This is a genomic window from Streptomyces sp. NPDC002536, assembly GCF_053594995.1.
In genome coordinates this window covers 1-22,448 of sequence record NZ_JBSFWU010000034.1, presented here as the reverse complement: position 1 = coordinate 22,448, position 22,448 = coordinate 1, and the positions used below count along the sequence as shown (strand labels likewise).

The 22,448-nt window shown below is 72.2% G+C and carries 21 protein-coding genes and 1 pseudogene; 10 read left to right on the top strand and 12 right to left on the bottom strand.

The window, feature by feature from the left end; genetic code table 11:
- The 5 genes from ACWD4B_RS15275 to ACWD4B_RS15255 all read left to right on the top strand — a co-directional run bounded on the left by ACWD4B_RS15275 (nucleotide 1) and on the right by ACWD4B_RS15255 (nucleotide 5,281).
- Entirely contained in the window at nucleotides 1-771 is a 771-nt protein-coding gene (locus ACWD4B_RS15275) for a hypothetical protein (protein ID WP_451421169.1), read from the top strand.
- Nucleotides 768-1,130, top strand: coding sequence for a hypothetical protein (locus ACWD4B_RS15270; RefSeq protein WP_451421168.1), 363 nt, complete (start codon nucleotides 768-770; stop codon nucleotides 1,128-1,130). The genes ACWD4B_RS15275 and ACWD4B_RS15270 overlap by 4 nt, the downstream gene beginning before the upstream one ends.
- The gene (locus tag ACWD4B_RS15265; protein WP_451421167.1) at nucleotides 1,127-3,016 is read left to right on the top strand and encodes an alpha/beta hydrolase family protein; all 1,890 of its coding nucleotides are present in this window, start codon (nucleotides 1,127-1,129) and stop codon (nucleotides 3,014-3,016) included. The genes ACWD4B_RS15270 and ACWD4B_RS15265 overlap by 4 nt, the downstream gene beginning before the upstream one ends.
- 59 nt (nucleotides 3,017-3,075) lie before the next feature.
- Entirely contained in the window at nucleotides 3,076-3,294 is a 219-nt protein-coding gene (locus ACWD4B_RS15260; RefSeq protein ID WP_451421166.1) for a hypothetical protein, read from the top strand.
- A 142-nt stretch (nucleotides 3,295-3,436) separates the two neighbouring features.
- Nucleotides 3,437-5,281, top strand: a complete 1,845-nt coding sequence (locus ACWD4B_RS15255) for an ABC transporter ATP-binding protein (RefSeq protein WP_451421165.1) — start codon at nucleotides 3,437-3,439, stop codon at nucleotides 5,279-5,281.
- A 164-nt stretch (nucleotides 5,282-5,445) separates the two neighbouring features.
- Here ACWD4B_RS15255 and ACWD4B_RS15250 read toward each other — a convergent pair whose 3' ends face one another.
- Nucleotides 5,446-6,318 (bottom strand): SAM-dependent methyltransferase, encoded by an 873-nt coding sequence (locus ACWD4B_RS15250; protein ID WP_451421164.1) that lies wholly within the window; start codon nucleotides 6,316-6,318, stop codon nucleotides 5,446-5,448.
- Between the two features lie 100 nt (nucleotides 6,319-6,418).
- Complete coding sequence (locus ACWD4B_RS15245) at nucleotides 6,419-7,246, bottom strand: SDR family NAD(P)-dependent oxidoreductase (RefSeq protein WP_451421163.1); 828 nt, start codon at nucleotides 7,244-7,246, stop codon at nucleotides 6,419-6,421.
- 128 nt (nucleotides 7,247-7,374) lie between these two features.
- On the opposite strand from ACWD4B_RS15245, the gene ACWD4B_RS15240 reads away from it, so the two are divergent.
- The gene (locus ACWD4B_RS15240) at nucleotides 7,375-7,887 is read left to right on the top strand and encodes an LURP-one-related/scramblase family protein (protein WP_451421162.1); all 513 of its coding nucleotides are present in this window, start codon (nucleotides 7,375-7,377) and stop codon (nucleotides 7,885-7,887) included.
- Nucleotides 7,888-7,899: 12 nt separating this feature from the next.
- Here ACWD4B_RS15240 and ACWD4B_RS15235 read toward each other — a convergent pair whose 3' ends face one another.
- The 10 genes and pseudogenes from ACWD4B_RS15235 to ACWD4B_RS15190 form a co-directional block, all read right to left on the bottom strand.
- Nucleotides 7,900-9,102, bottom strand: a complete 1,203-nt coding sequence (locus ACWD4B_RS15235) for a cytochrome P450 (RefSeq protein WP_451421161.1) — start codon at nucleotides 9,100-9,102, stop codon at nucleotides 7,900-7,902.
- Between the two features lie 80 nt (nucleotides 9,103-9,182).
- Nucleotides 9,183-10,316, bottom strand: a complete 1,134-nt coding sequence (locus ACWD4B_RS15230) for an amidase domain-containing protein (protein ID WP_451421160.1) — start codon at nucleotides 10,314-10,316, stop codon at nucleotides 9,183-9,185.
- Between the two features lie 193 nt (nucleotides 10,317-10,509).
- Nucleotides 10,510-11,181, bottom strand: coding sequence for a GNAT family N-acetyltransferase (locus tag ACWD4B_RS15225; RefSeq protein ID WP_451421159.1), 672 nt, complete (start codon nucleotides 11,179-11,181; stop codon nucleotides 10,510-10,512).
- A 122-nt stretch (nucleotides 11,182-11,303) separates the two neighbouring features.
- Nucleotides 11,304-11,777, bottom strand: coding sequence for a S26 family signal peptidase (locus tag ACWD4B_RS15220; RefSeq protein WP_451421158.1), 474 nt, complete (start codon nucleotides 11,775-11,777; stop codon nucleotides 11,304-11,306).
- Nucleotides 11,774-12,070, bottom strand: coding sequence for a hypothetical protein (locus tag ACWD4B_RS15215; protein WP_451421157.1), 297 nt, complete (start codon nucleotides 12,068-12,070; stop codon nucleotides 11,774-11,776). Before ACWD4B_RS15215 ends, ACWD4B_RS15220 begins: the two co-directional genes overlap by 4 nt.
- A 139-nt stretch (nucleotides 12,071-12,209) precedes the next feature.
- A pseudogene (locus ACWD4B_RS15210) lies at nucleotides 12,210-12,859 on the bottom strand (helix-turn-helix domain-containing protein).
- Between the two features lie 1,041 nt (nucleotides 12,860-13,900).
- The gene (locus tag ACWD4B_RS15205; RefSeq protein WP_391152181.1) at nucleotides 13,901-14,281 is read right to left on the bottom strand and encodes a rodlin; all 381 of its coding nucleotides are present in this window, start codon (nucleotides 14,279-14,281) and stop codon (nucleotides 13,901-13,903) included.
- Between the two features lie 60 nt (nucleotides 14,282-14,341).
- Entirely contained in the window at nucleotides 14,342-15,256 is a 915-nt protein-coding gene (locus ACWD4B_RS15200) for an ATP-grasp domain-containing protein (protein WP_451421156.1), read from the bottom strand.
- 170 nt (nucleotides 15,257-15,426) lie between these two features.
- The gene (locus tag ACWD4B_RS15195) at nucleotides 15,427-16,383 is read right to left on the bottom strand and encodes an NAD-dependent epimerase/dehydratase family protein (RefSeq protein WP_451421155.1); all 957 of its coding nucleotides are present in this window, start codon (nucleotides 16,381-16,383) and stop codon (nucleotides 15,427-15,429) included.
- 41 nt (nucleotides 16,384-16,424) lie between these two features.
- Nucleotides 16,425-16,895 (bottom strand): VOC family protein, encoded by a 471-nt coding sequence (locus ACWD4B_RS15190; RefSeq protein WP_451421154.1) that lies wholly within the window; start codon nucleotides 16,893-16,895, stop codon nucleotides 16,425-16,427.
- Nucleotides 16,896-17,115: 220 nt separating this feature from the next.
- On the opposite strand from ACWD4B_RS15190, the gene ACWD4B_RS15185 reads away from it, so the two are divergent.
- The 4 genes from ACWD4B_RS15185 to ACWD4B_RS15170 all read left to right on the top strand — a co-directional run bounded on the left by ACWD4B_RS15185 (nucleotide 17,116) and on the right by ACWD4B_RS15170 (nucleotide 22,334).
- Nucleotides 17,116-18,225, top strand: coding sequence for a PP2C family protein-serine/threonine phosphatase (locus tag ACWD4B_RS15185; protein ID WP_451421153.1), 1,110 nt, complete (start codon nucleotides 17,116-17,118; stop codon nucleotides 18,223-18,225).
- Nucleotides 18,226-18,294: 69 nt separating this feature from the next.
- Entirely contained in the window at nucleotides 18,295-18,744 is a 450-nt protein-coding gene (locus ACWD4B_RS15180; protein ID WP_451421152.1) for a VOC family protein, read from the top strand.
- 53 nt (nucleotides 18,745-18,797) lie between these two features.
- A complete protein-coding gene (locus tag ACWD4B_RS15175; RefSeq protein WP_451421151.1) occupies nucleotides 18,798-19,565 on the top strand; it encodes an alpha/beta fold hydrolase in 768 nt (255 codons plus the stop codon).
- Nucleotides 19,566-19,721: 156 nt separating this feature from the next.
- Nucleotides 19,722-22,334, top strand: a complete 2,613-nt coding sequence (locus ACWD4B_RS15170) for a SpoIIE family protein phosphatase (RefSeq protein ID WP_451421202.1) — start codon at nucleotides 19,722-19,724, stop codon at nucleotides 22,332-22,334.
- Nucleotides 22,335-22,448: the final 114 nt, after the last annotated feature.

Genomic DNA, 22,448 nt, shown 5'->3' with positions numbered 1-22,448 from the left:
ATGAACGTTCTGTCCGGTGGGGCCGCGATCGCGGCGGGATGCGGTCTGCTGTGGCTCAGCCTGGTGGCCAAGCTCGCCGACCGCGAGTCGGCGCGCGTCGTGTGGCCGGTGACCGGCCGCCTCGGCAAAGTCCTCGGGCCCGGTGCGGTGTCGGCCGCCGAGGCCCTGGTCGTGGCCGTGCTGCTGGCCCCGCTCCCGGTGGCCGTGCGGCTGCTGCCGCTCGCGGCGTGCTTCAGCGCGTACGCGGCAGCCGCGACGGTGCTGCACGGGCGCCGCTGCGCCTGCTTCGGCGGCTGGCTGCCCACCCGCTTCTCCGCGCTGCACGCGGTGGGCTGCGCATGCGTCGCCGCCCTCGCGTTCACGGGAGTGCCCGGCGGCCTGTCCGTCCGCGCGGCCACGGTCGTGGCCGCCTCGTCCGTGGCGGCGGCGAGCGCCGTCGCCGCGGGGCTGTGGTGGCGCGCCGCGGCCCGCGCGCGCCAACCGGTGTGCGACGTCGACCACTTCGTGGTCTTCACCGCGGAGTCGTGCCCGTACTGCGCTGCGCTGGAGGCCCAGCGCAGCAGGTACGCGGCGCTGACGGACAAGCCGCTGGAGTTCCGGCAGGCGGTCACCGACGAGGACGCCGAACAGGCCGGCCGGGCGTTCCCGGCGGTGGTCGGCTACGACAGGGACGGCGTCCCGGTGACCGGGCCCGTCCACGGACTGTCGCTGATCCGCGACGTACTGCGGCGCTCCGCGGCCGACCGCGCGCTGACGGGGAGCACACGATGATCGCCGAACTGCGGACCTCGCTGCGGCTGCGCCGGCACACGCTGCCCGAGCTCATCGAGGAGGCGGAACGGTCCGTGGAGTGCACGGCCACGGCGCGCCCGCCGGTGACCGCGGTGCTGATCATGCGGCGGCTGCTGTCCGGCTTCGGCACGTCCATGGACGAGACCGCCGCCGTCGTCGCCGCCCTGCGGCACTGCGGATACCCGGCACAACTGGTCCTGGGGGCCGAGCCCCTTCCGGCGAACGACGGCGAGTACCCGGTCTTCACCTGGGTCGCGGTGGACGGAGTGCCCGTCGACACCGACCGGCCGCCCGACACCTATCTGATCGAACTCGCCAGGTTCCCCGAACGGCCATGACCGGCTTCGCGCGGACGGTCCACGCCCTGCTGAACGACCCGGCCGGGACGGTCACCGGCTCGGCCGGCGAAGGGTACGGCTGGGCGGTGCACCGGCACCGCTACCCGCCTGCCGTACCCGGCGACGACAGCGCTCCCGCCGGGCTGCGCACCGGGCAGTTGGAGACCGTCTCGCCGGACGGGCGGCACTGGGCGCCGCCCGAGCTCCACGACGTGCTCGGGCAACCGGCGCACAGCGCAGGACGGTTCGCGGGCACGGCGCTTGTCGGCGGCGAGCCCCGCTGCTGGGTCGCCGACGTCCGCGCGCGGCGGGTGCGGCTGCTGGACACCCCGGCGGCGCTGACCGTGGGCGACGGGACGCCCGTCGCCTGGAGCGGCGGCGCGCTCGTCCTGCCCGCCGCCGCACCCGCGCGGCTGCGCGATCCCCAGTACCTCTTCGAGGCCGTACCGGGGCAGCGCATCCGGATGGCCCTGCCCGAGGCCACCGCCGAACACCTGCGGCTGCACTACCGGTTCGCCGACCCCGCCTCCGGAACGCTCCGGCACGCCGGCCTGGCGCCCCGCGGCTACCGCGACGTCCGCGCCACCGCCCGGGGAGCCGTCGCCGCCCACGCACCCGGCCTGGTCGCGGCCGTCCGGCCGGACGGCGCCGGGGAGCAGGTGATCGAGCTGGGCGGTGCCCCGCTGCTGGACTTCCAGTGGCTCGGCGGCCTCGTCCTGGTCACCGGGCATGCGGACGGCTTCGACATCGTTTCCTGGAACGGTGCCGTGCGGCGCGTCCTCCACCGGCACCACGGACGGTTCCTGCACAGCGACCGCGCGGGGCTGCTGACGGTTCTGGCGCAGCACCGGGACGGCGGGCACGCCGTCGTGGTGGTGGACGACGGAGCCGTGCACGTGGCCGGACTCGACGGCCACCCGGTAACTCCCCTGCAGATCCTGGCCGTCGGCCCGCGCACCGCCGACAGAATGCGCTTCGCCACCCTGCACGCCGGCAACGAGGCCGTGATGTGGAGCATGGCCCCCGGCGCGACGGCGGCCGTCCCGCTGTCCCGCCACGCCCTGCCCGGCTGCAGGCGGCCGGTCACCGTACGCCGCTGGCAGGACGTCGCGTTCGGCGGTGTCACGGTCCCGGAACCCCCGTCCGCGGCCGCCCCTGCGCCCGTCCGGCTGCGCACGGGACGCTCCGGCACCGAGGCGTACCTGCACCTCCCGCGCGGCCCGGCGGCGGGCGTACTGGTCTGGCTGTCCCAGGCGGTCGGCCGGTACGTCCCGCTCGGGCCCGACCCCGCGTGGCTGGCCCTGGACGGGCACGCGGTGCTCGACCTGCGCCTGGACCTCGGCTGGTGGCGGCGCACGCCGGACGAGCGGATCCGGCCCCGGATCGTCCGGCAGATCCGCGAGGGCGTCCTGCGCAGCGGGCTCGACCGGTACACCGGCCCTGTCCCGCTGGCCGTGGGCGGCACCAGTTTCGGTGCCACGCTCGCTCTCATCGCGCTGGCCGACTGCGACTTGTTCGGTGCAGGCATCGCGCAGAGCGGCGCCTACTCCCGTCATCTCACCGCCCTCGGCTTCCAGGACGAGACCCGCAGCCTGTGGGAGGCCCCGGGTCTCTACCGGGATGTCGATGCCGTCGTCCGGGCCCCGGACATCCGGATGCCCGTCCTCATCATCCACGGCGAGGACGACCGCAACCCGGCCACTCCGCTCACCCAGGCACTTCTCCTCTTCCAGGCGCTCACCGCCAACGGGACCCGCGCCCGGCTGGCCGTGCTTCCGGGAGAGGGCCACATCGTACGGACACGAGAAGGACTCGCCGCGAGTCTGGCGGCGAAATCCCACTGGCTGACCACGACCGGAAAGGAGGCGGGCACCCGCCGTGCCTGAAGGCAGTGCACGGACAGGCACATCACCGAACACACCGGAAGAGAAAAGGAATCACGACCATGCGAAACATCGAGGACATCGCCACCACGCGCACGGGCATCACCATGGTGTCCTACACCGCGTCCCGCGAGGCCAACTGCTACTGGGACGGCACAGCGCCGTTCTGCGCGGGCGGCTGCCCCTCGGGCTACAACGACTGCGGTACGAGCAGCTGCGGCGACGGCGCGTGCTGTATGACCGGTTACAAGAAGTACTGCTGCCAGGGAGCTTGCTCCTAATTGAAGGTCTTCACCGGCAGGTGAGCACCTGACCCTCACAGCGGCACAGGCATGCAATTGCCTGTGCCGCCCGGTCCCCCGTGCCCCGAAGGGGCGCGGGGAACTGCGCGACCAGCCACGAACGGCCCGCAGGGAGAGGCCAATGAGCAAACACCACGATGCTCCGGACGGCGACCCCGCACAACGGCTCCCGTTCAACAACCTCCGGCTGCTCATCGCCTTCGGCCTCTCCGCGGCCTGGCGGGCCGACCGCCACCGGCTGATCGTCGTCCTCGCCCTGCAGGGCGTCCAGGCGCTGGGCACAGGCGGCGCGGTCCTGGTCGGGAAGAACGCCCTGTCCGGGCTGACCGGATCGCCGGAAGCGCAGTCGCTGGGCACGTCCGCCGGGTACGTCGCGGCCTTGCTGGCCATGGGGTTCGTGGGCAGCCTCGTCAAACAGGCCCTGGAATACCACCAGTCGATGTTCCGGCTGAGCATCGAGCGCGACGCGGTGGAGCGGGTCGTCGCGGCCGCGGCGCGGGCCGAGCTGGCTGAGTTCGAGAATCCGGAGTTCCACGACCGGGTCAGGCTCGCCCTCACCGCCGCGCAGGCGTACCTCCCGCAGCTCCCGGCGCTGCTCGTGACCGCCCTGCGCGCGGTCGCCACGACGGTCACGGTCGGGGCGGCGCTGACCACCATGGTGTGGTGGCTGTTCCCTCTGTTCGCCGTCGCCACAGTCCCGGCCGTCCGGGTGTCGATGTGGCGGCAGCGCGCAACGTTCGCCCTGGACCGGCGGCTTGCCGAGAACAGCAGGACCCGCTGGTACCTGATCGATCTGCTCACCGGCCGCGACCAGGCCAAGGAGATCCGCGCGTTCGGGCTGGCCGGGGTCTTCTTCGGCCGCCTGTCGGACTGTTACGACCAGGTCCTGGCCAAGGAGAAGGTGCTGAAGCTGCGCGTGCTGCGACGGGAGGTCCTGGCCCGGCTGGCCGGTGACGCCACGGTCGCCGGCGCCCTAGCCGTCGTGATCGCGGCGGCGGCCACCGGGCAGCTCGGCACGGCGTCCGCGCTCACCGCCGTGGCGTGCCTGTTCTTCGCCGCGCAGCAGGGCGTCATGGTCAGCACGGCCCTCGGTGGTGCCAATGCCTCGGCGTTCTACCTCGATGCGCTGCGGAAGTTCACCGCCGCGCCCACCGGGTCACCGGCCGCCGCTCCCCCGCTCACCGGCCGTTCCTTCGCCCTGCTGGAGGCCCGGGAGGTCTCGTTCACGTACCCGTCGGGACGCCGGCCCGCGCTGGAGCGGGTGTCGGTCCGGCTGCACGCGGGCGAGACGGTGGCGCTCGTGGGCGAGAACGGCTCGGGCAAGACCACGCTCACCAAGCTGCTGTCGGGCCTGTACCGGCCGGATGCGGGCGAACTGCTCGTCGACGGCAGGCCGGTCGTGGACCCGGCGGAGCTGACGGTGGCCTCCACCGTCCTGTTCCAGGACTATCTGCGCTACTGGCTCACCGCGGGCGAGAACATCGCCCTGGGCGACCCGCGGTACCTGGGCGATGCCGCCAGGACCGTGCGCGCGGCGCGGAGGGCCGGCGTGCACGACATCGTCACCGGTCTTCCCTCCGGGTATCGCACGCGGCTCGGCCCCCAGTTCAGCGGCGGCGCGGACCTGTCGCCCGGCCAGTGGCAGCGGATCGCCCTGGCTCGCGCCTTCTTCCGGGACGCCCCTCTGGTCGTCCTGGACGAACCGACGGCGTCGATGGACCCGTGCGCCGAGGCCGAACTCTTCGACCGCATGCGGTCGCTGTTCGCCGGGCGCACGGTCCTGCTGATCTCCCACCGCTTCTCCAGCGTGCTCGCGGCGGACCGCATCTACGTGCTCCAGCGCGGGCGCGTCGTCGGGAACGGGACGCACGAGGAGCTCATGACGGTGAACGACACGTACCGTCAGCTCTATCTGGCCCAGGCGGGCGCGTATTTGAGGGCCGCCGGCCGGGGCGGCGCCCCGTAGGGGCGCGGGGGACTGCGCGACCAGCCCCCACCGGCCCGCAGCCGACGCACCACCCAGGGGTCCGGGGCGAAGCCCCGACAACCGCAACTGCGGGCGCGTCTGGGGGCACCTCCCAGCGGTAGCTGGGGGATGGTCGCGCAGTTCCCCGCGCCCCTTACGGGGCGCTACGGCAGCAGGGCGAAGACGTGCACGGCCTCCCGCTTCGCGAACTCGTCACTCAGTGGACGCCCGTGGGCTGCGGCCGCCTCCTCGGCCGGCACGCTGCGCGTGCGCCAGCCCAGGTCCGCGAGGCGGTCCGCCGGCTTGGGCCGCTGGTCGGTGTGGATCAGGCCGCTGATGTCGACGCCCATGCTGCGGACGCTGCCGTCCGCAGCCGATTTGCCCATCGCCGCCGCGACGTTGCCGAAGGTCTCCACCGCGAAGCGGCTGCCGGGGGCGGAGAGCCGGTGGATCTCCTGGAAGAGCTCTTCCTCGGCCTCCGGGGGAAGGTAGGGCAGGAGCCCTTCTGCAAGCCAGGCGGTGGGCCGTGATCGGTCGAAGCCCGCCGCTTCCAGTGCCGTGGCCCAGTCGTCGCGCAAGTCGACGGCGACCGGCCGGTGTTCGCAGGAGGCGGCCGCTCCCTGCTCGCGCAGGACGCGCAGCTTGAAGTCCAGGACCAGCGGCTGGTCGATCTCGTAGACGACGGTCCCCGTCGGCCAGGGCAGCCGGAAGGCCCGGGCGTCGAGCCCCGAGGCCAGCACCACCGCCTGGGTGACGCCTGCTGCGGCGGCGTCCTGGAAGAACTCGTCGAAGGCCCTGGTCCGTACGGCGATGTACGTAGAGGTGTCCGGCCAGTACCGCCGCGCACCGTCGGCCTCGGCCTCGGCCGCCGTCGTCGGCATCGGCGCGGGCGGCCGCGCCTCCTCGACGAAGCGGGCCGCGTACGGGTCCTGGATCAGGGCGTCCGGCCGGCTGGTCTCGACGGCTCTGGCGGCCGCCACCGCCAGTGCGGTGATGCCGATGCCCGAGACGATGTCCCACTGCTGGTCGGTGCTCACGAACGCCTCCTGCGATCCACCTCGTTGAACAGATGGCCATGCTAAGCATGTGCAGGCGATCAGCACCAGGTCGTAGCTCCAGGCAACTGCTGACGGGCTGTCAGCTCCGCCCGCTCCCCCGCGGCTCCATGCGGAAGGCGAAGCCCGCGGTCCCCGGGTCGACGGACGTCACCCCGCCGTCGACCGTGAGCACCGCGCCGTTGACGAAGGAGGCGGCAGGGGACAGCAGCCAGCCGATCGCCTCCGCCACCTCTTCCGGCCTGCCCGGGCGACGGGCCGGAATGAGCCGAGCCGCCTCCTCGTACGCAGCCTCCAGGCCCTCCGCCCCCTCCCCCAGCTGCTCCTCGTCGGCGAAGCGGGCCATGCGCCGGTCGGCCATCCCGGTGCGGATCCAGCTGGGGCAGACGGTGTTGGCCCGCAGGCCCTGCGGCCCGTAGTCGACCGCGAGCGAGCTGCACAGCTGCAGCAGGGCCGCCTTGGAGGCGGCATAGGCCGCGTTGCCGACCCCGTTGCGCAGAGCAGCGACGGAGGCCACGGCGACGACCGAGCCCTGCACCTGCAACAGGTGCGGCAGAGCGGCACGCATGAGGTGGAACGGGCCGTTGAGGTTGATGCTCATGACGGCTTCCCAGTCCTCCACCGCGAGGTCGCCGACGGCGCCGCTGCGGCCGATCCCCGCGTTGAGCACCAGCCCGTCGAGCCGCCCGTAGGCGGAGACGGCCGCCTCGACCAGCGCCCGGGCGGCGTCCGGGTCGGCGGCGTCCGACGGGTGGGCCAGCGCGCCGGTCTCCTCGGCGATGCGCTGCAGCGGTTCGGGCCTGCGGCCGGAGACGACCACCTGGTGCCCGGCGGCGCGCAGCAGTCTCGCCGTCGCGGCCCCGATGCCCGTTCCCCCGCCGGTCACGATGACAACTCGTCGGTCGGTCATGGCCGTCCTGCCTCCCGGTGATCGCGTACAGGGTGTTCGATCATACGGAGCCCCCGCGCCGACCGACTACGCTCGGAAGGGATACAGTGCCGCCGCCCGGACGGGCGTGGTGAACGGGGGTCAGGAATATGCGCTATCTGGTACGCGACCGCATGCTCGCCTTCCACGAGGAGGCGTGGGTCGAGACCGAGCACCGGGAGAAAATTTTCAAGGTCAACAGGAAGTTCTTCCGACTGCGCGGCACCTTCGTCTTCGTGGACGCCCAGAACAACCAGGTGGCCAGCATCGTCAAAAAGTTCTTCACTCTCCACCACACGATCCTCATCGAGCGGAACGGCGTGGTGGAGGCACGGATCAGCAAGCGGGCGTTCGCGTTCTTCGGGGACCGCTTCAAGGTGAGCCTGCGCGACGGGCGGCGGCTGAGGATCGCCGGCAACTTCTGGGACAAGGAGTTCGACATCCAGGACCGGGACCAGGGCGTAACCCTGGCCCACATCTCCCGGCGCTGGTTCACCATCCGCGACGCCTACGCCGTCGACGTGATGAGCCAGGAGGATCCGACGCTGCTGATCATTCTGGCGGTGTGCGTGGACCACACCCTTCAGGACATGAAAGAGGGCGAAAAGCTCACCAACCTGTGAGAAGTGGAGCTTTCAACACTCCACCCGCAGCTCCCCCAGCCCCCGGATGACGAACCCCGGCTTCCACTTCGGCTCCGCCACCAGCCGCAGGCCCGGCACCCGCTGCAGCAACGCACCGAAGACCGCGGCAAGTTCGAGCCGGGCGAGCGGCGCCCCCAGGCAGTAGTGGATCCCGGCGCCGAAGCTGAGGTGGGCGCTGCCGGTGCGGGTCACGTCCAGGCGCTCGGAGTCGGGGAAGACGGCGGGGTCGTGGTTGGCGGAGCCGAGCAGGAGGGCCACTTCGCTGCCGCGCTCGATGACGGTGCCGTCGATCTCGATGTCGTCGAGCACCCAGCGCTCGAAGAGCTGCAACGGGGTGTCGTAGCGCATCAGTTCCTCGACCGCCTGCGGGACGAGCGCGGGATCGCGGCGCAGGGCGGCGAGCTGGTCGGGGTGGCGGAACAGCGCCCACCAGCCGTTCCCGGTGGTGTTGACGGTGGCCTCATGGCCGGCGTTGAGGAGCAGGGCGCAGGTGGAGACCACTTCCTGCTCGGTCAGCCGCTCGCCCTCGTCGCAGGCGGCCACCAGGGCGCTGATCAGGTCGTCGGCCGGGTGGGCCCGGCGGTCGGCGATCAACTCGCGCAGGTAGGCGGAGAACTCGACGGAGGCCTGTACCGCGCGCTGTGCCGTCGCCTCGTCCGGATTGAGCTCGTACATCCCGCAGATGGCGGCCGACCAGGGCCGCAGCAGCCCGCGGTCGGCTTCCGGGACGCCGAGCATCTCGGCGATGACGGCCACGGGCAGCGGCTCGGCCACGTCCGCGATCAGGTCGCCGCCGCCCTCGGCGAGGAGGCCGTCCACCAGCTCGCGCACCAGCCGTTCGACCACGGGCGCCAGGGCGGTGACCGTGCGCGGGGTGAACGCCTGTGTCACGAGGCGGCGGATCCGGGTGTGGTCGGGGGCTTCGAGGTCGAGCAGGCCGTTGTCGTTGAGGACATGGAAGGGCTCGTGCCCGGCGGGCGGCGGGGTGCGCCCGAACTCCTCGTGCGTGAAGCGGTGCAGATAGGTCCGCCCCAGCCGCCGGTCGCCCAGCAGGGCCCGGACGTCCGCGTGATGCGGCACCAGCCACTGCCCGCTCGGGGCGAACCAGTGGACCCGCCCGGCGGCACGCAGTTCGGCGAAGCCGGGGTAGGGGTCGGCGACGAAGGCGGGAGACCAGGGATCGAATGCGGCCATGTGTGCATGCTAAGCGGTCCGCGCCCCGCACACCGGTCGTGCGCCCCGCAGCGAGCGAGCCGCACGACCGGTGCCGTTCATCAGGTGCGGTACGCGAAGTACACCGCATCCGGGTTGGCGGCGATGATGCTCGCCACCGACTTCCGGAAGGTGTTGGTGGAGTGGTACGTCACGTACGGGATGCCGAGGCGGCTCCGGTAGGTGACGATCATGGAGTGGTCCTTGGACCCGTCACCCTCGAAGTCCATCTGCAGGATGTCGCCGACGTCCAGCTGGTAGACGTTCGCCAGGCTGGTCGTCCGCTTCGAGGACATCGCGTACGACGACCACTCGTTGGCGCCCACCCAGGTGGTGGAATCGCCCTTGGAGTTGGACCACCACTTCGTGGAGTCCGAGGCCGAGCCGGGCGCGTCCTTCCACCCGCCGGCCTTGAGGGCCTGGCTGATGAAGTTGGTGCAGTCCCCGCCCTGGCCGTTGTAGTCGCGGTACTGGGGGTTGTAGTTCCGCCAGTACTTCTCCGCGTAGGCGGCCATGGCCTTGTAGTCGTAGCCGCCCGTCTTCTGGGACTTGGGCATCGAACGCCCGGGCCACGTGATGGACGCGGGCGTCGCCTTGAGGGGGCCGCTCTTGTCCGGTGCCGGAGCCGGCGTCTTCTGCGGCTGGTTGATGGCCCGGGGGCCGTCGTCCAGCGGCTTCATGTCCGCGAGCTCCCACTTGCCGCCCGACACGCGGTGGAAGTTGAGCTCGTGATGGGCCGTGAAGCCGGTCGTGCGCGGCTCGTCGCCACGGAGCTGCTTGTAGTGGTAGACCGTGACCTCGGTGACGACGACCGTGGCACGGCCGCCGTTGACCGAGGTGCTGTCCGTGGTGACCCGGGTCTCGGACCCGGTGTACGCCTCGCCGAGGGAGTTGAGGCGCTTCTTGCGGGTCCGCAGCGAGGACAGGCCGTCCTCCTCGTTGCGCTCCCAGCGGCTGGAGAGACGGACCTTCTTCTCGTTCGTCTCTATTCGGCTGCCCTGACGGTTGCCGTCGACGAGCACGGACGAGCGCTGGGTGATCACATCGTCGGCTATGCGGCCGAAGGATGCGGCCGTCGCCTTGTCCACGGTGTTGCGGGCCTCGCCCGCGTTCGCGAAGGTGCTGGGCAGCAGCACTGCCCCCACGCCCGCAGCCGCTGCCACGCCGACGGCGATTTTCAGCGTCTTTCTCTTCACGTAGTGACTCCTTGCCTCCCGGCCCGAGCGGACCGGGCGACGGAATCTTCGCACACACTTCCCTCACACAAATACGTGGTTGTTACCGCGTGATACACCCCGTCAGTTCAGTGAATCCGCATATCCCGTGACACACCTGGACCTGATCCCACAAGCGACCGGTACACATCGGTGGATTTCGGTCGTTCTCCTGTTACGCGGCTGGGACGAGGGGGCGCAACTGCCGCCCCACGCGCTGCTCCAGCCCGTCCCGCACCGCGGGCCACTCCTCGTCGAGGACCGAGTAGAAGGCCGTGCCCCGGACCATGCCGTCCAGGCCGCGGGTGTGGGCCCGGTGGACCCCGTCGAGGACCGCGCCCAGGCGCTCGATCGCCGCGCGCGAGCGCAGGTTGCGGGCGTCGGCGCGCAGCGAGACGCGGCGGACACCCCAGGTCTCGAAGGCGTGGCGCAGCATGAGCAGTTTGGTCTCGGTGTTGATCCCCGTACCCTGGGCGCCCGCCGCGAGCCAGGTGCCGCCGATCTCCGCCGCGTCGGGCACCGCGGTGAGCGGATCGCCCAATGGTCCGCGCGGGGCCGGCGGCCAGAGCACCGGGCCCTGCCAGTAGTCCAGCTCGCAGAACCGTGTCGAGCCCACCACCGCGCCGTCCGCGGTCCGCACCGTGGCGAAGGGCAGCGCACGGCCGGCAGCCCGGGCCTCCAGGGCGTCGTGGACGTACCGTTCCATCGCCTCGACGCCGCTGGGCACGGGGGTGAAGAGAAAACTGCTGCGGTCCTCGCCGGCCGCGGCGGCCAGGGCCTCGATGTGCTGCTCGCCGAGCGGCTCCAGCCGCACGGAGCGGCCGTGGAGGAAAACAGGTATGGGCACTCTGTCGTGGATCTTTCAACGAATATGACGTGGGCGGCTCAGTATGAGGGCATGACGGCGATGAAGGAAAGACCGGGTTGCGAACGACGGGCCACCGCCGGGTGAACGTAGGGCAACGGCGCTCAGGAGGCCCCTGACCTCCACCGCAGCACCCGGCCCAGCACGCGGTCGGCCGGGAAGTACCCCAGGTGCCGCGAGTCGTGGCTGACGGCCCGGTTGTCGCCGAGCAGCACCAGCCGGCCGGGCGGCACGCGCTCCGCACCGCCGGTGCCGCGGAAGCGGATCCGGTCGCCGGGCACCGCGGCCACCCGCTTGATCAGCCACACCCTCCCCTGCACGGCCGCCGCGCCGTCCGACGCGCGCACGGGCGGCCCCGGCCAGGTGCCGCCGGCCGCGGGGCGTTCGGCCACCACCACCTCGCCCACCGCCGGCCGCCGGCCGCGCCGCACGAGCACCCTGTCGCCGTCGCGGAAGGCCGGCGCCATGCTCTCCCCGCGCACGGTGACCACCACCACCCTGCGCGCCGCCACCGCCAGGCCGGCCGCGGCCAGTGCCCCGCAGACCGGCAGGACCCATCGTGCCGGCGCCGCCGTCACCGGGGGTCTCCCGTGAACGCGGGGTCCCCCGGGGCCCCGGCGGCCCGGTAGCCGGTGGCCTGCAGGGTGAACAGCCGCGCGTACCGCCCGTCCGCCTCGACGAGCCGGTCGTGCGTGCCCTGTTCGACGATGCGGCCGTCCTCCAGCACGGCGATCACGTCGGCGTCGCGCACCGCTCCGAGCCGGTGCGAGATCAGCAGGCTGGTCCGCCGGCCGCGGTGCCGCCGCAGGGCGGTGTGGACCTCGTGCTCCGCCTCGGCGTCCAGGCCGGCCGAGGGCTCGTCGAGGATCATCAGGTCGCGCCGGTCCCGCAGGAACGCCCGCGCCAGCGCGAGCCGTTGGCGCTGGCCGCCGGAGAGGACGACGCCGGTCTCCGGGTTGTTCTTGTCGGACTCCTTGGCTTCCTCCCCCCTCGTGAACGAGGGGGGATTCCTATAGCTCGCGCTGTAGGGCTTCCTGCTTCGTCGCCGACTGCCCCGTCCGGGAGGGCTCCCGTTGAGGTCTTACACCGGCTCCACAGGCCGACACCGCCAGCCCGGCGGCCTTGAGGTTACGTGCCGCGTTCACGTCCCGGTCATGGGTCGTACCGCAACTGCCGCACGTCCACGTACGGACGTTGACCGGGAGGGCTTCGCACCTTCGGGCAGGGGGCGGGACCACACGACCGCTAACGGCCCGGCCATCTTCGCCAGGGTGAGGCGGCCGTCGCGGAAGCGGAACGCACTCGTGGTGTACTCCGCCGACCTGCGCGACTTCTTCCGCGACTTGAAACGCGGATACCCGGCCCGCCTGGCGAAAAAGCCCGTGAAAGCCGTCTGTAGGTGGCGCAGCGCCTGCTGGAGCGGGACGGAGGAGACCTCGTTGAGGTAGGCCAGCTCCTCGGTCTTCTTCCACGCGGTCAGCATCGCCGACGTGGCATTGCAGTTCACCCGCTCCGCCCGCAGCACCCACGCCTCGGTCCGGGCGGCCAGCGCCATGTTGTAGACCTTCCGCACACACCCGAACCTACGCAGCAGCTCCGCCGCCTGCGCACCGGTCGGATGGAAGCGGTACTTGAACGCCCGCTTCACGTCAGTGGTCACAACTCACAAGCTGGCAGGATGACTTGTAACTCCGTGCAGGTTTGCTGAAAGTGAACGCCCTTCCTGACTGCGAAACGGTCTTACGGATTCCGGCCCGTGCCACCACAAGCAGCCCAAGCGCCTTCTGGACCACCGCTTCCTCTCGGTCCACCGCCCTTCAACGACCCGAGGACGTCGATCGTGACGGCTGCCCGGGCGATGCCGATGCCCCTGTCGACGGCCAAGCCGGGGGCCGCCGTCGGCGTCCCACGCCAAGCGAGCCAGCCAGTCGAGGAACCGGGGGCTCGAACCTCTCCAGTCCGGCGAAGCCCTCCATGACCGTGAACAGCCGGTCGTCGACAGCAGTCCAACGCTGCGGTCGAGTTCCGTCCCGCGCCCAGCCTGATCAGCCGGGCTGACGAGGCTCCGGTGCTCAGCCGTCCAGCATCAGCTTGGTCAGCCAGGCGCTGACCACTGGGAGCACGTTGGCGGCCAGACCGAGGATGTCGAGTGGATCGGGTGCCTGGCCAGCTTCATCCGTGAGCCGGGCCGACTTGGTGCCGCCGTGGGTCGTGACACGGCCCGCAGCTGGACAAGAGGAAATGCCACGACTGCGTCGCCGGACGGGGATTCGCGGGTCAGCGCGGCACCATCGGCCGACCGGACGCCGAGCAACCACTCCACTCCTGTGCCGAGCACGTCAGCGGCGTCGCCCTGCCGCTCCGGGTCACGAACCGCCCACTGGCCAGCCCTGGTTCAGGCCAGTGCCGCGGCGTGGTGCACACCGCGGACGCATGCCGAGACGGCAACGCGTCCGTGCGTGGCCGCCCGTTGCACGCATGTGTCGTAATCGTATGGGTCCTCGTCACGCACCCGGCGGCCGCGTGTCCGGACTCCGGACGGGCCCTGCCGTACGCCGACAGCTGTGCGCCTCCCGCTGCAGCCGACGGCCGGTCCCGGCGGCTGCAGCGGGGTGACTTCGCGTTCTACCCGCCGGCCCGGGCGACCGGAACGCCGGCCCCCGCGGCTCGCGGAGGCCGGTTCCGGCCGGTGCCGGCGGACTCAGCGGCCGCCGGAACCGTTGCCGGACACCACCGGGATCCGGTCCAGCAGGTGCGACAGCGCGGCGTCGCCGTCCTGGATGACGGAGTTCTCGGTGCACTGCGACTGGTGCTGCTGGGAGAGGACGGGGACGTCCTGGATCCCGATGTTGAGGATCAACAGGAGCGAATTGGCATTGAGTCGGCCGATGCCGACGCACGGATCGTTGAGCGCGCCCTGCAGGATGCTCATCGTGGGACTGTCCTTGCCCCCGGCCTCCGTGCTGCCGAATTCACTCTTCGCGTCGTGTCCCGAAGTGCCGCCCGATGCCACGGCGGGGACGGCCATGACACCGGCAGCCGATGCCGTCAGGGCGGCCGTCGCGAGTACCTTCCTGAGCACGTTCTTGCCTTTCGCCTGCGAGGGATGTCCTCCGAGGGGAGGTCACCTGGGTAACCGTCCTCAGGCGGGGAAGTTCCGAACGCTCACTCGTTCGCCGCAGGCGCCCGTCTCCCCCACTGCGGCCAGGGCGCGCAGCAGGGGCTCCGGTTCGGCTTCCGCCGGCCAGTCGCTCACCTGCCCGTCCCCGACCTCGACGACCCGCCACGCGCCGTCCTCGCGCTGCGCGAGGTCGGTCGTGACGAACCGGCAGTCCAGGGCGGCGACCAGGGCTGCCACGCCCGCCAGTTCCGGCTCGGGCAGCCGGTCCGGGGTGTCGGGATGGGCCGTGGTGGCGACGGGGACGCCGTCCACCCACCACACCCGCGCCTCGCCGGTGTCCGCGAAGCGCTCGAAGGCGCGCAGCACCACGCCGCCCGCCAGGAACGCGTCCTGCAGCTCGACGAACCGGGCGACGACCGCGGCGAGCCGGCCGGTGTCGGCGAGGTCGGGGACGTAACAGGCCTCGTCCCACTCGTGCTTCCGCGACTTCACGAAGTCCTTGACGATGCCGGGACCGGGACCGAGCACCGCGGCGCACTCCGACAGCTCCGCTGCGGCAGGCACCCGGCCGGGGGCCGTCGCGCACCACGCGCTGCGCGGCGTCGACTCGGCGAACGTGCCGTACCAGCCGGGCAGTTCGTGGGCCCGGCGGTACCGCTCGGCGGACGTGAGCAGCGTGACCCCGCGGTCGGCAAGCGCGCCGTCGAGTTCAGCCCACCGGCCGGCGGGCACCATCCAGCCCCGGTACCACGCCGTGCCGGCGTCGCGCGGCACCCCCGCGAGTGCACCGCGCACGTCCCCGGCGAGGAGCGCGTCGTGGTCGAGGAACGCCACCTGCAGCCCCAGCCCGCGGGCGGCCTGCGCCTCGTCGGCGAAGTGCGGGTCGACGCGCCGGGGCGCGAGCGGATCACGGCAGAAGATGATCAGGGGCGGCATGCCGTCACTCTAGGCCGTGTCCGGCGGACCTTCGCGCCCCGTAAGGGGCGCGGGGAACTGCGCGACCAGCCACCCACGGCCCGCGGCCGAAGCACCACCTCGGGGGGTCCGGGGCGAAGCCCCGGGACGTCGACTGCGGTGCCGCGTGACGAAGATCCGCCGGACACGGCCTAGCCGGACAGCCGCGCGAGCAACACCCGCTCCTCCTCCGGGGAGAACCCGCGCTGCAGGGGCGGCTCGCCGCGCTCGCGGTCCCAGGCCAGGACGTCGGCAGCCGTCTTCTCCAGCGGGGTGGCCGGCATCCCCGCCGCCCGGGCGCGTGCCGGGCTGCGCTGCTGCGACGGCCAATGCGGGCGCACGAGCGGGAACATGGGCGGCACACCGTCGGCCGGCACCTGTACGACCTCCACCTCGGTGCCCGCCACTCGCGCGCAGGTCTCGATCAGCCCGCCGAGCGTGACCGGCTCGGCCGGACCCACCGCGTGGAACGCCCCCGACCGGTCGTCGGCGAGCAACTGCACCACCAGGCGTGCCACATCGCGCGCGTCGACGACCTGCACCGGCTGCTCCGGGTCGGCGGGCAACGCCACCCGTCCCCCGCGCGCGGCCCGGCGCACCCAGTACGTGAACGTGTCCGTCGGGTCGTACGGACCGGCCACCTTGCCCGGCCGCACGATCGTCGCCCGCGCGCCGTAGCGGGCCACCGCGGCGTCCTCGCAGGCCACCTTGAGCCGGCCGTAGGTCTCGTTGTCGAGGACCTCGGCGTCCTGCAGGGGTTCACGCCTCGGGGTGTCCTCGGTCGAGCCGGGGGCGAGCCCTGCGCTCTCGTACACCGCGTGGCTGGAGATGAACAGATACCGGCCGACGCGGTCGCCCAGCGCGTCCATCGCCTGCCGGACGTCCCGCGGACGGAAGCCGCTGACGTCCACGACGGCGTCCCAACTGCCCTCGCGGAGGGCGTCGTAGTCACCGGTGTCCCGGTCGCCGATGAACCGGGGCAGCCCGGGGAACAGATCGGCCCCTGTCCTGCCCCGGTGGAACAGGCTCACCTCGGCGCCGGTGCGCAGGGCGTCCTCCACGATGGCGCGGCCCACGAACGAGGTACCGCCAAGCACGAGTATTTTCATGGTCGTTGACCCTACCCGGCGCCCTCGCGGCCGGGTCCGGCTCACTGCCCGCAGGCGTCCTCGAGCCCCTGGATATCGATCTTCTTCATGCCGAGCATGGCCTTCATGACCCGCTCCGACGTGGCGGGGTCGGGGTCGCCGAGCAGTTCCATGAGCCTGCGCGGGACGATCTGCCACGACAGGCCGAACCTGTCCTTCAGCCAGCCGCACGGGCCTTCTTCACCGCCGGCGGAGAGCTTCGCCCACAGCTCGTCGACCTCTTCCTGCGTCGCGCAGTCGACCAACAGCGAGACGGCCTCGTTGAACGTGTACTGGGGGCCGCCGTTGAGGGCGATGAAGCGCTGTCCGGCGAGCTCGAAGACGATCGTCATGACCGTGCCCGCCGGGCCCGGGCCGGCCTCTCCGTAGCGCCGCACGTCCACGATGCGGGAGTCGCCGAAGCAGGCCATGTAGTGCTCCACCGCCTCCTCGGCCTGGTCGTCGAACCACAGGAACGTCGTGATCTTCTGCATGGCGTCTCCTCTCCTGCTGTTCCGTCATGCCCAGTAGAGGGGATATCCGGCCCGACAGCCACCGTGCCGGACGGTCTGTGACATGCCGCTGACGGCGTAATGGCCGGTGCGGGCCGCCCGGCCACGGCACGCTGTGGGCCCTGAGCTGCGACTCCGCTGGGGGCATTAGGTGAACCGGCAACACCGGGGCGGCGCCGGCACGGCCGGGGAGCACCGCGCGGTGAGACTGAGCGACTCCGTCCTCGAGGAGCCCACCACGCCGGGCTGGATGCGCTGGATGCCCGCCGCCTACGTCGCGTTCGTCCTGCTGCTCGAACCGCTCACCCCCGTGGAATGGCCGGTGAGCTTCCTGCTCATCGCGCTGCCCGTGGTGGCGGCCTACTCCTACGGGCCCGTCGCCGTCGCCGCCATCACCGTCTTCGCCGCCGCGATGGAGGGCGTGCTGGCCGGCACCCTGTGCTGCGCGGGCCGCCCGGCCCACTTCGCGTTCGAGCGCCATTACGTGGGCGCGTACGTCTCCACCGCCCTGGTCGGCATCCTCGGCACCGCCCTGGCCGCCCACCGGCGGCACCAGCAGGCCCGGTTGGTCCACTCCCACTCGGTCGCCGAGGCCCTGATGCGCACCCTGCTGCGGCCCGTGCCCGAGCGCGTGGGCCATGTGCTGGCGGCCGGTCTCTACCGCCCCGCCGAGGCCGTGGTCGGCGGCGACCTCTTCGACATCCGCGCCACCGAGGCCGGGGAGCGCGCCGTCATCGGCGACGTGCGCGGCAAGGGCCTGCAGGCCGTGCGGACCGTCGCCGACCTGCTCGGCTGCTTCCGGCAGGCCGCACACGAACCCGGCGGCCTGCTCGCGGTCGCCACCAGCATGCAGCGGTGCATCGCCCGCGAGGCCGCCGAGATCCCCGACGACGAACTCTTCGTCACCGCGGCCCTGGTCGAGTACGACCACCTCGCGCGCCGGGTGACGATCGTCAACTGCGGGCACATCGAGCCGATTCTGATCTCCGGCGGCGAGGTCCGCGTCCTGAGCGGGCCGCCCTCCCTCCCGCTGGGGCTGGCGGCGCTCTCGTCCGAACGTCCCGTCGCCTACACCCACCCCGTCGCCCACGGCGACATCCTGCTGCTGTGCACCGACGGGCTGATCGAGGCCCGCGATCCGGACGGAGCCTTCTATCCGCTGCTGGACCGGCTCGACGCCCGGTTCGCCGGGCGGCCGGCGCCCGGGCCCGTCGAGGTCGTCGACTTCCTCGACACCGACCTGCCGCGGCACACGCTCGCCTTCCAGGACGACGTCGCCATCCTGGTCATCGCCCCGGACGCATTGTCATAGCCGTGCGCGATGATCCTGCCGTGGAGGGGTCCGCGTTCCGGACGGGCCCCGTGGACACCGGAGGATCCGATGGCCGTGCACTGGAAGCTCGTCGTCGACTGCGCCGACCCCCTGCGGCTGACCGCCTTCTGGGCGGAGGCCCTCGGCTACGAGGTGGAGGACAACAGCGTGCTCATCGAGCGGCTGCTCGGCATGGGCGCGATCGGCGACGAGCTCCTCACCGTCGTCGACGGCCGCAAGGCCTGGACGCACGCCGCCGCGGTGCGCCACCCCGAGGACCCGGTCGACGCATCGACCGGCATCGGCCTCGGCCGCCGCATCCTCTTCCAGACCGTCCCCGAGCCCAGGCAGGGCAAGAACCGTCTCCACATGGACCTGCACGTGGGCCCGGAGAAGCGCGAGGACGAGGTGAAGCGCCTGGAACGGCTCGGTGCCCGGGTGCTGCAGGTCGTCGACGAGCCGGCCGGCAGCCACGTGACCATGGCCGACCCGGAGGGCAACGAGTTCTGCGTCCAGTAGCCTCACCGGCGGCTGATCTTGATCTTGAGCACCATCACAGGGGGAACCACCGCATGCACCACGCCACCGTGACACCCGGAGGCGACCGGGTCCGCTGGGTCGAACTGCCCGGGCAGGAACCGTCCCGCGTCTACGTCCACGGGCTCGGCGCCACCTCGCCCGCCTACTTCACCGAGGTCGCCGTCCACCCGCTCCTGGCCGGCCGCCGCTCGCTGCTGGTCGACCTGCTCGGGCACGGCATCAGCGACCGGCCCACCGACTTCGACTACACCCTGGAGTCGCACGCCGACGCCCTCGCCGCGGCGTTGGACGCCGCCGGGGTGGCCGGTGCCGAGCTGATCGCGCACAGCATGGGCGGCTCGGTGGCCGTCGTCCTGGCCGCGCGGCACCCGCATCTGGTCTCACGGCTGGTGCTGGTCGACGCCAACCTCGACCCGCTGCCCCGCACGCCGGGCGCCGGCGGCAGCAGCGGCATCGCGGCGTACTCCGAGCGGGAGTTCGTGGAGCGGGGCTGGCGCGAGGTCCGCGACCGGGTCGGCCCGCACTGGTGGTCCACGATGCGGCTGGCCGGCCGCGAGGCGCTGTACCGCAGTGCCGCCCACCTCGTCAGGGGCACCGTTCCCACGATGCGTGAACTGCTGCTGGGCCTGGAGATACCCCGCACCTTCCTGTTCCCCGAGGCCGACGGGCCGCTGCACGGCGCCGATGCGCTCGCCGCCGCCGGGGTGGAGGTGGTGCCCGTCCCGGACTGCGGGCACAACGTCATGCTCGACAACCCGGAGGCCTTCGCCCGCGCCACCGCGGCAGCGCTCACCGGTTGACGGGCGCCGCGGCGGTCGGGGGAATCGGCGTGGTGCGCGGTGTTCCCACAAGGTGCGCGCGGTACACAGGTGGCCATGTCCCGATTCCCCCGCCGCTTCCGGCGCGAACTGCCGGACCCGGTTTCCCGGAGGACGGGGAGGCGGCGTCCGGACCCGATGGCCTGGCTGCGCAGCGTCGCCGGACAGATGTTCGTGCTGCAGTTCCTGATCGCCCTGCTGCTCGTCGCAGCCGTGGCGACCACGCTGCTGTTCAAGGAGCGGGCGGACAAGATCCAGGCGGCACGCGAGCAGACCCTCGCCACGGCCCAGGCCTTCGCCCACGGCCCCGGTCTGGTGGACGCCCTGCACGGGCCCGATCCGACATCGGTGCTCCAGCCCCTGACCGAGGCCGTCCGCACCCGGGCCGCCATCGACTTCGTCACCGTGATGAACCGCGACGGCATCCGCTACACGAGCCGCAAGACGGAGCTGATCGGGAAGACGTTCCACGGCAATCTCGGCCCGGCACAGAACGGCCGTGCCTCCACCGAGACCGACACCTCCCCGCTGGGCGAGGAAGTGCAGGCGATCGTCCCGGTGACGGACGCGGGCGGCACCGTCGTCGGCATGGTGGCATCAGGGGTGACAGTCCGCCGCGTGAGCAGCGCCGTCCTGCAGGACGTGCCGATCATGCTGGGTGCCGGGGCGGTGGCGCTGGGCCTGTCGACGGTGGGAACGGCCTGGGTGAGCAGACGGTTGCGGCGGCAGACCCATGGCCTCGGCCCGGCCGAGATGACGCGGATGTACGAGCACCACGACGCCGTGCTCCACTCGGTCCGCGAAGGCGTGATCATCGTCGACGGCGACGGCCGGGTCCTGATGGCCAACGACGAAGCCCGCCGACTGCTCGACCTGCCGCGGACGGTGGAAGGCATTCCGGTCGGCGACCTCGGTCTCCCGCCCCGGCTCGCCGACCTCCTGCGCTTCCGTCGGACGACGAGCGACGAGGTGGTACCGGTCGGAGACCGACAGCTGCTGGTCAACAGCCGGCGGACGGACCGCGCGGGCGGCCCTCCCGGTGGCGTGGCCACGCTGCGGGACTCGACGGAACTGCACGTGCTCTCCGAGAAGGTCGAGCTCGCCCAGCAACGGCTGCGCCTGCTGTACGAGGCGAGCACCGGCATCGGCACCACGCTGGACGTCCGCCGCACCGCCCAGGAACTGGCCGACGTGGCCCGCCGGTTCGCCGACTGCGCCACCGTCGACCTCGCCGAACCCGTCCTGAGCGGTGAGGAACCGCAGCCGGGCACGGAGAACACGGCAACGGAACTGCTGCGCGTGGCGGCCGGTTGCCGGGACCGGGTCCATGCCTGCCCCACCACCGCGCCGACGGCCGAGAGCTTCACCACCGGACGCTCCGTGCTGGTCAAGGACGTACGGACCGGCCCCCACGACCTGTCGTCCGACGAATCCGTGACCCGGCACGTCCTCGATCACGGCTTCCACTCGGTCATCACCGTTCCACTCTCCGCACGCGGCGTCCTGATGGGCGTGGCCACCTTCTGGCGCACCGGGGACAGCGCCCCTCTCGACGAGGACGACCTGTCCCTGGCCGAGGAGTTGTCGGCGCGGGCCGCGGTCTGCATCGACAACGCCCGCCGCTTCACCCGCGAGCACGCCATGGCCGTCGCCCTGCAACGCAGCCTGCTGCCGCGCGGCATGCCCGATCAGCGCGCGCTCGAGGTCGCCCACCGCTACCTTCCTGCTCCCGGCGGTGTGAGCGGGGACTGGTTCGACGTCATCCCCCTGCCCGGCGCGCGCGTCGCGCTGGTCGTCGGCGACGTCGTCGGGCACGGCCTGCACGCCGCGGCCACCATGGGCCGGTTGCGCACCGCCGTGCAGAACTTCGCCACCCTCGACATGCCGCCGGACGAACTCCTCGGCCACCTCGACGAACTGGCCGCCCGCATCGACCAGGAGACCGCGGCCGCCGACCGGCAGCCGAAGGTCGCCGGCGCCACCTGCCTGTACGCCGTCTACGACTCCACCACCGGCACCTGCGCCGTCGCCACGGCCGGTCACCCGGCGCCCGCCCTCGTCCTGCCCGACGGCACCACAGAGTTCCCCGGCCTGACGACCGGCCCGCCCCTGGGCGTGGACGGCATCCCCTTCGAGGCCGCCGAGCTGTCCGTGCCCGAGGGCAGCAGCCTGGTCCTCTTCACCGACGGCCTCCTCAAGCACCCCGCCCACGACGTCGACGCCCGGCTCGCCCTCCTGCGCACCACGCTGGCCCGCCCCGGCCGCACTCCCGAGGACACCTGCACCGCCGTGCTCGACACCCTGGTGCCCGATCGGCAGGACGACGACATCGCGCTCCTCGTCGCCCGCACGCGAGCCCTCCCTGCCGACCGCATCGCCCAGTGGGAGGTGCCGCCGGACCTCGCCGCCGTCGCCGACTCCCGCAACCGGGCCCTCCGGAAACTGCGCGAATGGTCCCTGGACGAGCTGGAGTTCACCACCGAGCTCGTCCTCAGCGAACTGGTCACCAACGCCATCCGCTACGCGAGCGCCCCCATCCTCGTCCGCCTGCTCTACGGCAACCGCCTCACCTGCGAGGTCCACGACGCCAGCAGCACCTCGCCGCACCTGAGGTACGCGGCCATGGAGGACGAGGGCGGCCGTGGCCTCTTCCTCGTCGCCCAGCTCACCGCGCACTGGGGGACGCGCTACACGGCGACCGGCAAAATCATCTGGGCCGAGCAGGAGATCCCGGAGCCGACTCGCCTCTGAGGGAAGGGACCAGGGCCTGTCCGGTGGATCTTCGCGCCCCGTCAGGGGCGCGGGGAACTGCGCGATCAGCCACGACGCTCCTGCAGCCGACGCACTACCCCGGGGGTCCCGGGC